The organism is Amycolatopsis palatopharyngis (genome assembly GCF_003385185.1).
GTDB lineage: Bacteria > Actinomycetota > Actinomycetes > Mycobacteriales > Pseudonocardiaceae > Amycolatopsis > Amycolatopsis palatopharyngis.
Genome location: NZ_PQHZ01000024.1, coordinates 79,875 through 89,701, shown reverse-complemented (window position 1 = coordinate 89,701; position 9,827 = coordinate 79,875). Strand labels below are relative to the sequence as shown.

Genomic DNA, 9,827 nt, shown 5'->3' with positions numbered 1-9,827 from the left:
CACCCAACCCCCCGACCGAGATTCCCCCGACCGGGATTCCTCCGACGGAAAGACGGCGAACGGCCGCACCTGAGAGCCGTCCCCGACCTGGTCTTGGTACGTCTGCAAGTACGCCCAAGCAAGATCATCTTCGTAAATAACTACCACCAAGTGCTCCGGACGTCGGCGCCACTTGGTGGTAGTTGACGCACATGTCGATCTTGCTTGGTGGTACTTGCAGACGCCCCATCCCGGTGAGGGGCGCGCATCGGTGACACCCTTGGGGTATGTCGAATCGTCTTGCCAGCGCTACCAGTCCCTACCTGCTCCAACACGCCGAGAACCCGGTCGAGTGGTGGCCGTGGGGTCCTGAGGCGCTGGCCGAGGCGCGGCGCCGGAACGTGCCGATCCTGCTGTCCATCGGCTATGCCGCGTGCCACTGGTGTCACGTGATGGCGCACGAGTCCTTCGAGGACGAGGAGACCGCGGCGCTGATGAACGCGAACTACGTCAACATCAAGGTCGATCGCGAGGAACGCCCGGACATCGACGCCGTCTACATGACCGCCACCCAGGCAATGACCGGCCATGGGGGCTGGCCGATGACCTGCTTCCTCACCCCGGAAGGTGAGCCCTTCCACTGCGGGACCTACTACCCCCCGGCGCCCAGGCCGGGAATGCCCTCGTTCCAGCATCTGCTCGTCGCGGTCGCCCAGGCGTGGACCGAACGGCCGGGCGAGCTGCGTGAGGGCGCCGGCCAGATCGCCGCCCACCTGGCCGAGCAGACAGGTCCGCTCCAACAGTCCGTAGTGGACGACGACGCCCTCCGTGGTGCGGTGGCCAAACTGCGGACGGATGCGGATCCGCAGCACGGCGGATTCGGTGGCGCGCCGAAGTTCCCGCCGTCCATGGTGCTGGAGTTCCTCCTGCGCCATCACGAGCGGACCGGCTCGGCAGAGGCGCTGTCGCTGACCGAGGCCTGCGCGGAGGCGATGGCCAGGGGTGGCATCTATGACCAACTCGCCGGCGGGTTCGCCCGCTACTCCGTCGATGCCGCCTGGGTGGTGCCGCATTTCGAGAAGATGCTGTACGACAACGCACTGCTGCTGCGGGCCTACGCACACCTCGCTCGTCGTACCGGGTCCCCGCTGGCGCAGCGGGTCGCCGCCGAAACCGCGGGGTTCCTGCTCCGGGAGCTGCGCACGCCGGAGGGAGGATTCGCCGCCTCGCTGGACGCCGACACCGACGGGGTCGAGGGTCTGACCTACGTGTGGACCCCTGCTCAGTTGACCGAGGTACTCGGTCCCGACGACGGGGCATGGGCCGCGACGCTCTTCGAGGTCACGGAGTCAGGCACGTTCGAGCAGGGCTCGTCCACTCTGCAGTTGCCGCAGGACCCGGCCGACCCCGAACGATGGGAACGGGTCAGGGAGAAGCTGCTCGCGGCCAGGACGCAGCGTCCCCAGCCCGCCCGCGACGACAAGGTGATCGCCGCGTGGAACGGGCTCGCCATCACCGCGCTCACGGAGGCGGGTACCGCACTGGGGCATCCGGAGTGGGTCGACTCGGCTGTCGAAGCAGCCCGCCTGCTGCTCGACACGCACCGCATCGACGGTCGCCTCCGCCGCAGTTCCCGAGGTGGCGAGGTGGGTGCTGCGGCCGGTGTACTTGAGGACTACTCGTGCCTCGCCGAAGGACTGCTCGCGCTGCATCAGGCGACCGCCGATCCGAGCTGGCTGACCGAGTCCACGGCGTTGCTGGACACGGCCCTCGCGCGCTTCGCGGACCCGGAGCAGGAGGGCGTCTTCTACGACACCGCCGACGACGCCGAGACGCTCGTGCACCGGCCTTCGGACCCCACCGACAACGCCAGCCCGGCTGGGGCCTCTTCGCTGGCCGCGGCCTTGCTGACGGCGTCCGCGCTGGCCGGGCACGAGCGGGCCGATGCCTACCGGCTCGCGGCTGAGCAGGCGCTGAGCAGGGCGGGAGCCCTCGCCGCGAAGGTGCCCCGGTTCGCGGGAAACTGGCTTTCAGTGGCCGAAGCGCTGCACTCAGGGCCGGTGCAGGTCGCCGTGGTCGGACCCGATGCCGCGGCTCGCGGCGAACTGCTGGCCGAGGCCGCTCGCGTCGCGCACGGCGGCGCCGTCGTACTCGCCGGGGCGCCGGAAGCCGCAGGCGTCCCCCTGCTCGCGGGCCGGACCCTGATCGAGGACGCCGCCGCGGCCTACGTCTGCCGCGGCTACGTCTGTGACCGGCCGGTCACCACGGCCGAGGACCTGACCGCCGCCCTCACCCGCTGACCCCGCGCACCCCCTCGCCCCTCGCACTTTCCCGGGAAAGTGCGAGGGCGTGTTCCGCTGGGGGTGAACGGACGCCTGGTTTCCGCGATTTCGGCGTACTGTCAGCAGTGTTGTAATCGTGTAATCAGCGGAGGCGAGCATGCATACACGCGTGCGGATTGCGGGACACATGGGTGCACGAGGATGGCGCGGACGTGGTGGCTGGCAGCCGGGTGAGGCGCCGAGCGCCGAGGACGCGGGAGCCTGGTTCGGCGGCAGGCTGCCCGAGGGCTGGTTCACCGGAGCCCCAGAGGTGACCGTGGATCGCGAGGAGATCGTCGTGGTCGGCGAACTTCCCGCCTTGCAGGAGGAGTACGCCGACGAGGCCGCCAGTGCCGCGGCGGAGGCGGGCCGGATCAGCCGGTTCCGTGAGGAGACCAGGGACGAGCGGATCGAGATCGCTCGCCAGGCAGAGCACCGCTACCAGCGCAAGGTCGCCTGGGGCGCACGACTCGGCGACACGGTGGAGTTGTTCACCACCCTGTCCGCCCCGGTGATGACCCGGCTGCGGCAACCGGAGCGGATGGTGCTGGACACGCTCGTGGACGCCGGTGTGGCCCGTTCGCGCTCCGAGGCGCTGGCGTGGGCGGTCCGGCTGGTCGGCGAACACGCCGACACCTGGCTCGCGGAGCTTCGCGAGGCGATGTCGACGGTGGACGATCTGCGCGCGAAGGGACCTGACCTGGGCTAGGACCGGCGGCTCGTCCTGCGACTCCGGGGTAGGTGCGGCAGGCTGGAACAGTCCCGAAATCGGGTCTGCCGCACCCCTCGGAGGAGATATGGACCTGCCATCGATCCCGGCCAAAGTGGACGCTGCCGCGCTCACCTCGGTACTGGACGGGCACTGGGCCGAACTCCGGCACCAGGTTCGTACACAGATGGCGGAGAACCAGTTTCGCGAATCATTCGACCTGGACACCGAGAGCCATCGTGTGCAGGTACTCGAGCAGATGCGCGAACTGGCCAAGACGGACCGGCCACGGCTCGGCTTCGCTCGGGAGTACGGCGGTGCCGACGACATCGGTGGTTCGGTGATGTCGTTCGAGATGCTCGGTTTCGGCGACCTCTCGCTGATGGTGAAGGCCGGTGTGCAGTGGGGGCTGTTCGGCGGTGCCGTGCAACTGCTCGGCACCGAACGACACCATGAGCGGTATCTGCGCCCGATCATGGATCTCGACCTGCTCGGCTGCTTCGCGATGACCGAGACCGGACACGGTTCGGACGTACAGCACCTGAACACCACGGCCGAGTACGACCCGGCCACCCGGGAGTTCGTGATCAACACCCCGGACCGTTCCGCGCACAAGACCTACATCGGCAACGCCGCCAGGGACGGCCGGATGGCGGTGGTGTTCGCCCAGTTGATCACCGGCGGGTCAGGACGCGGCGTGCACGCGTTCCTGGTACCGATCCGGGACGACAACGGCGATGCGGCGACCGGGGTTCGGATCGAGGACTGTGGACCGAAGGCCGGACTGAACGGGGTGGACAACGGCAGGCTGGCGTTCACCCAGGTGCGCGTGCCTCGCGAGGCGTTGCTGAACCGCTACGCCGACGTCGCGGAGGACGGCACCTACTCCAGTCCGATCGAGAGTGACGGGCGCCGGTTCTTCACCATGCTCGGAACGCTGATCCGGGGACGGGTCAGCGTCGCGGGCAGTGCGGGCAGCGCGACCAAGCGGGCACTGGCACTCGCCGTGCGCTACGGCGAGATGCGCAGGCAGTTCGAGCGCCCCGGTGACGGCGAGGAGGTAGTGATCCTGGACTACCGAGCCCACCAGCGGAAGCTGCTACCCGCGCTGGCCACCTCCTATGCCCTGCACTTCGCACAGGAGGAGTTGGTCAGGGCCCTGCACGACATCCAGGGCGGTACGGACACCGACGAGCGCGCCCAACGGGAGTTGGAGTCTCGGGCGGCCGGAGTTAAGGCGGTGGCCACCTGGCACGCGACGGCCACCATCCAGACCGCCAGGGAGGCGTGCGGTGGTGCCGGGTACCTCTCGGAGAACCTCCTGCCCTCGCTCAAGGCAGATACCGACGTCTTCACCACGTTCGAGGGGGACAACACCGTCCTGCTGCAACTCGTCGCGAAGGGCCTGCTGACCAGCTACAAGGAGGACTTCCAGGACCTGAGCGCGATGGGCACGGTGAAGTTCGCCGCCGAGCAGTTGCTGGGTGCGGTGATCGAGCGCACCGCCGCGCGCCAGGCCATCGAGCGGCTGATCGATGCGAGCCCGCGACGCGACGACGAGGACTCCCTGTTCGACCGGGGCTGGCAGCTGAAACTGTTCGAGGACCGTGAGGAACACGTGCTCGACGGCGTCGCGCGCAGGTTGCGCCGCGCCGGAGCCGACGACGCGGACCCGTTCGAGGTGTTCAACGACGCCCAGGACCACGTCCTGCAGGCGGGACGAGTGCACGTCGATCGGGTGGTGCTGGAGGCGTTCGTCGCGGCTATCGAGCGCTGCGCGGACCCTGATGCGAGGACGGTCCTGGAGCGGTTGTGCGATCTGTACGTGCTGTCGAACATCGAGGCGGACCGAGCGTGGTTCCTGGAGCACGGCCGGATCAGCTCGACCCGCGCGAAAGCCGTCGTCACAGCGGTGAACGAGCTGTGCGCGTTGCTGCGCCCGCACGCCCGCACCCTGGTGGACGCCTTCGCGATCCCGGAGCAGTTCCTGGCCGCACCGATGCTCACCGGTTGAGTGCCTGCTCAGGTCCCTGCGAGTTCGTCGAGCCTGCGCTGCAAATAGGCGCGTTCCGCCTCGTTCGAGGTACGTTCCAGCGCTGCCTGGTACGCCTGGGCGGCGCAAGCCTGCCGTCCCAGCCGCCGCAACAGGTCGGCCCGGGCGGCAGGCAGCAGGTGACTGTGCCCTAGCCCGCCGTCCCGCACGAGGTCGTCCAGCAGGTCCAGGCCGGCCTCCGGCCCTGACCGCATCGCCACCGCCACGGCACGGTTCAGTGCCACAGTCGGCGAAGGCACTTGGCTCAGCAGCACGTCGTACAGCTCGACGATCCGCGCCCAGTCGGTCTCCTCGACCGATGGGGAGGTCACATGACAGGCCGCGATCATGGCCTGTAGCTGGTACGGGCCGAGGCGCTCCCTGCGTGCGGCGCGTCGCAGGGCCGTGAGGCCCGCGGCGATCAGGGCGTGGTCCCACCGCGTCCGGTCCTGCTCCTCCAGCGGCACGAGCACACCCCCGGAGGACATGCGTGTGGCCGACCGCGAGTGCTGGAGCAGGATCAGTGCGTTCAGGCCCCCCGCCTCCGGATCATCCGGCATCAGCTCCACCAGCAACGCGGCCAGCCGAAGCGCTTCCTGCGCCAGCACAGGACGGTGCAGGCGCGCACCCGCACTCGCGACGTAGCCCTCGTTGAAGAGCAGGTACACCACTCCGAGTACCGCACGGGTCCGTTCCGGCAGCAGATGCGCGGGCGGAACCCGGTAAGGAATGCCGGCCTCGCGGATCTTGCGTTTCGCGCGGACAAGGCGCTTGGCCATCGTCGCCTCGGGAGCGCCGAACGCCCTGGCTATCTCGGCCGTCGACAGTCCGGTGAGCGTCCGCAACGCGAGCGCCACCTGTGCCTCGAACGCGAGCGCCGGATGGCAGCAGGTGAAGATCAACCGCAGGCGTTCGTCCGCGATACCGCTGTCGATGGCGCCCGGGTCCGATTCCGCGGGACCGCTGCCCTCGATCACGGCGAACTGCTGGAGCTTGGCCTCACCCAGGCGGGCACGACGTAACCGATCCAGCGCCCTGCGGCGAGCCGCGGTGAGCAGCCACGCGCCGGGCCGGTCCGGGACACCGTCGCGTGGCCACGTTCGCCAGGCCAGAGTGAAGGCCTCCTGCGCGCACTCCTCGGCCAGGTCCCAGTCGCCGGTGAAGCCGATGAGCGTCGCGACCAGCCGCCCCCACTCCTCGTGGAAGGCGGCGGTGACGGCCTCGGTGACATCGTTCACGGCTCGCGCAGGGGCCGGATCTCCACCTGCCCGACCGAGCAGGCCGGATGCCCCGCGGCGATCTCCACGGCCTGGTCCAGATCGTCCACCTCGATCAGGGCGAAGCCGCCGATCTGGTCCTTGGCCTCGATGTACGGTCCGTCGGTCAGCAGCACCTCTTCGCCGCGCACACGCACGGTCGTCGCGGTACGGCTCGGCCGCAATCCCTCATGCGCTCGGAGCACATCGCGCGCAACGAGGTCGTCCATCCAGGCGGTGAAGGCCCGCATGCCCTCTTCGTTCACCTCCTCGTCGACCTGGGTCTCGTCCGCACTGATCATCAACAGGTAGCGCATGTGTGTCTCCTTCGTGTCGTCTCATCTGATCGACGTCCGGGATCGCGGTCGATGGACAGCTGCTTCAGGAAGAATCTCTCGCGGAGTCTGTCCATCATCGGCTGTCTCGTACGTCGACTGAACGACAGCCCATCGGCGAAGGAGTCATTCATGCATACAGTGAGCTCGGCGGATGGCACGACCATCGCGTACAACCGGGCCGGCAGCGGCCCCACCGTTGTGTTCGTACCCGGCGCCTTCAACGACGCCGCGACGTGTGCCCCGCTGGCGGAGCAGCTGCAGGGTCGCTACACGGTGGTCTGCCCGGACCGGCGCGGGCGCGGCCACAGTGGCGACGCGATCGCTCCGGCCGAGGCGGCGACCTACACCGTGCAACGAGAGATCGAGGACCTCGACGCGGTCATCGCGGCAGAGGGTGGCGAGGCCCTGGTGTTCGGCTTCTCCTCTGGCGCGATCCTGGCGCTGCGGGCCGGGGTCGCCGGATCGCGGATCACCCGGCTGGCGTTGTACGAGCCACCGTTCGCCATCGGTGGGCTCGCGCGCTCCAACCAGGACGACCTGCCAGAACGGCTGGCCGCGCTCATCGCGGACGGCAGGCGGGGTGAAGCGGTAGGGGTGATGCAGACCGAGGGCATCGGACTGCCCGCCGAGCTGGTTGAGCAGATCCGGCAGTCGCCCATGTTTCCCCAGCTCGAAGCGGTAGCCCAGACCGTGGTGTACGACGCGATGATCACCCGGTCGCCGAACGTCCCGACCCCGCGGATGGCGCGGCTCGACATCGAGACGCTAGTGCTCAGCAGTGGCGAGTCGTGGCCCCGGCTGCGGGAGGCCGCAAAGGCATTGCCGGAGTACCTGGCCAATGCTCGGTACGTCGACGTTCCCGGCGGGGCGGACCACGGCATTCCTGCCGAGGCAACGGCCAAGGCGCTGGACGCGTTCTTCCGCGCGTAGCCGAGCGGTATGTGTCCGGCCGACACACACCGCTGACGTTTCGTGGGACCGCGCCCCATTCCCCTGCCGGGTAGGGCTTTCTACCGTCATCCAGATCGGGTGAGGTGATCCTGGGAGGTCGCGGTGCGCAAGCTGGTCGCGGTGACGTTGTCGGTGCTTCTCCTGACAGCGGGGTGGCAACCACAGGCGGGTTGGGCACGAGAGACCGGAGGGTGCGCGAGCGCCGAGCGGCTGCACGTGCCCCGGGCCGAGCACCGGGTAGTCGCCTGTCTCACCGATCTCACCACTACCGGCACCATCCGGAGTGGACATACGGATCCGGCGGACTGGGCGGGGCTGACCCAGGAGGCCCTCCCGGCTCCAGCCCCGGTGCCCGGAGTTCAGGTGGATGGCTACTTCCGCGATGACTCGGCGACGAACACCAACAACGGTTGGCAGCACGATGCACAGTTCGTGTTACGACTGCCCGAGAGTTGGAACGGTGGCCTCGTCGTCAGCGGCTCGCCAGGAAACCGGGAGCAGTATGCGAACGACCGGGTCATCTCGGACTGGGTGCTCGCCCGTGGCTACGCGTTCGCGGCCACGGACAAGGGCAACACCGGGCTCCGGTTCTTCACCGACGGCGACCGGCCAGGCGAGGCGATCGCCGAGTGGAACCAGCGAGTCACCGAACTGACGCGGGCGGCGAGAGCCGTTGTGGCACAGCGATACCACCGGCCGCCGAGCCGCACACTGATGACCGGGCTGTCCAACGGCGGCTATCTGGTGCGCTGGCAATTGGAGAACCGTCCCGAACTCTACGACGGCGGAGTCGACTGGGAAGGGACTCTGTGGACGGAGGAAGGGCCGAACCTCATGGACTTCCTGCCCACTGCCCTGACCGCGTACCCGCGTTATGCCGATGGGGGGCCGGACGCGGCCGAGGCGCACGCGCGGATGGTCCAGGCCGGCTTCCCCGCGGGTTCGGAGTTCCTGTGGCCGTTTCACCACCAGTACTACTGGGATCTCACCCAGCGAATCTATCGCGAGGAGATCGATCCAGGGTTCGACGGTGCGACCGAGGCTGGAACGCCGTACTGCGAGCCGGGTAGCCCCGAATGCGACGCGGACTACGACTATGCGAGCCGGCCCGCTGAGGTGCACGATGCGGTGCGCCGGATCGGACTTACCGGGCGTATCGGGAAGCCGTTGCTGACGCTGCACGGAACCATGGACGTGCTGCTGCCGATCGCCCGTGACTCCGACGTGTATGCCGGCATGGTGCGCGAGCAGGGCCGAGGCCCGTTGCACCGGTACTACCGGATCGAGGGCGGAACCCATACCGACGCACTGGTGGACGTCTTCCCGGACCGGCTGCGCGCGCTTACCCCATGCCACCGCAGCGCATTCTTGGCGCTGGAGTCCTGGCTGGCCACGGATGTCCAGCCACCGCCATCGGCCACGGTGCGGCGGCCGGCGGACGCGACACCAGCCGATCTGGTCACCCGCTGCGAGCTAGGCGGCTAGGAGTACAGGGCGAGCCAGATCGCGATGTAGTGCGAGGCTGCCGCGAGCACCGTGCAGGCGTGGAAGAACTCGTGGTAGCCGAAGGTCTCCGGCCAGAAGTTGGGCCAGCGTACGCCGTAGAACACGGCGCCCGCGGTGTAGAACAGGCCACCGACCACCAACAGAACCAGCGCGGCAACTCCGGCGTTGGCCAGTAGTTCGGGCAGCACGAAGACGGCCACCCAGCCCAGGGCGATGTAGATCGGTACGCCGAGCCAGCGAGGTGCGTTCGGCCAGAGGAGCTTGAGGGAAACACCGGCGATGGCGCCACCCCAGACCACGCCCAGCACGATGTATCCCGTTGGTTGGCTCATTGCCAACAAGGTGAACGGGGTGTAGGTGCCCGCGATGAACAGGAAGATCATCGAGTGGTCGGCGCGTTTCATCCACTTGTAAGCCCTCGGGCTCCAGATACGCCGGTGGTACAGCGCGCTCACGCCGAAGACGCCGAGCACGGTCAGGCCGTAGATGGAGGTTGCCAGTGCGGCGATTCCGGACACCGTGGCACTCGCAAGAGCGATGAGCGTCGCCGCAGCGGCCACTGCACCGAAGAACGACCAGAAATGGATGTGCCCGCGCAGGCGTGGGCGCGACTCCGGTCCGGGTGGCGGTGAAGCCGGTGGGGTTTCGGTCATTGAGCTCACGGCTCCCAGGTTACGTTGCCGTAGGTTTGGCGGCCAGGAAGTGTGGTGTGCATAGCCCGTGGGTCACTGCGTA

8 protein-coding genes are annotated in these 9,827 nt (G+C 68.5%); 5 read left to right on the top strand and 3 right to left on the bottom strand.

From position 1 onward, the window contains the following. Window positions 1-266 precede the first annotated feature (266 nt). The 3 genes from D0C15_RS19260 (at window position 267) to D0C15_RS19250 (ending at window position 5,023) form a co-directional block, all read left to right on the top strand. Window positions 267-2,279: a thioredoxin domain-containing protein gene (locus D0C15_RS19260; RefSeq protein ID WP_116047373.1), complete on the top strand. Its 2,013-nt coding sequence runs from the start codon at window positions 267-269 to the stop codon at window positions 2,277-2,279. 169 nt (window positions 2,280-2,448) lie between these two features. After that, window positions 2,449-3,009 carry a hypothetical protein gene (locus D0C15_RS19255; protein WP_116047371.1) on the top strand — a complete coding sequence of 187 codons (561 nt, stop codon included), beginning with the start codon at window positions 2,449-2,451 and terminating at the stop codon, window positions 3,007-3,009. A gap of 88 nt (window positions 3,010-3,097) precedes the next feature. Then, window positions 3,098-5,023: an acyl-CoA dehydrogenase family protein gene (locus D0C15_RS19250; RefSeq protein WP_116047368.1), complete on the top strand. Its 1,926-nt coding sequence runs from the start codon at window positions 3,098-3,100 to the stop codon at window positions 5,021-5,023. Between the two features lie 8 nt (window positions 5,024-5,031). On the opposite strand, the gene D0C15_RS19245 is transcribed toward D0C15_RS19250, so the two are convergent. After that, window positions 5,032-6,279: an RNA polymerase sigma factor gene (locus D0C15_RS19245; RefSeq protein WP_116047366.1), complete on the bottom strand. Its 1,248-nt coding sequence runs from the start codon at window positions 6,277-6,279 to the stop codon at window positions 5,032-5,034. Next, window positions 6,276-6,614 carry a YciI family protein gene (locus D0C15_RS19240; protein ID WP_116047364.1) on the bottom strand — a complete coding sequence of 113 codons (339 nt, stop codon included), beginning with the start codon at window positions 6,612-6,614 and terminating at the stop codon, window positions 6,276-6,278. Before D0C15_RS19240 ends, D0C15_RS19245 begins: the two co-directional genes overlap by 4 nt. A 150-nt stretch (window positions 6,615-6,764) precedes the next feature. On the opposite strand from D0C15_RS19240, the gene D0C15_RS19235 reads away from it, so the two are divergent. Beyond that, window positions 6,765-7,565 carry an alpha/beta fold hydrolase gene (locus D0C15_RS19235; protein WP_245976000.1) on the top strand — a complete coding sequence of 267 codons (801 nt, stop codon included), beginning with the start codon at window positions 6,765-6,767 and terminating at the stop codon, window positions 7,563-7,565. A gap of 231 nt (window positions 7,566-7,796) precedes the next feature. Continuing rightward, complete coding sequence (locus tag D0C15_RS19230; RefSeq protein WP_245976005.1) at window positions 7,797-9,071, top strand: tannase/feruloyl esterase family alpha/beta hydrolase; 1,275 nt, start codon at window positions 7,797-7,799, stop codon at window positions 9,069-9,071. Here D0C15_RS19230 and trhA read toward each other — a convergent pair. After that, window positions 9,068-9,745, bottom strand: a complete 678-nt coding sequence (gene trhA / locus D0C15_RS19225) for a PAQR family membrane homeostasis protein TrhA (RefSeq protein WP_116047358.1) — start codon at window positions 9,743-9,745, stop codon at window positions 9,068-9,070. The two genes, D0C15_RS19230 and trhA, sit on opposite strands and share 4 nt — an antisense overlap. Between the last annotated feature and the right edge of the window lie 82 nt (window positions 9,746-9,827).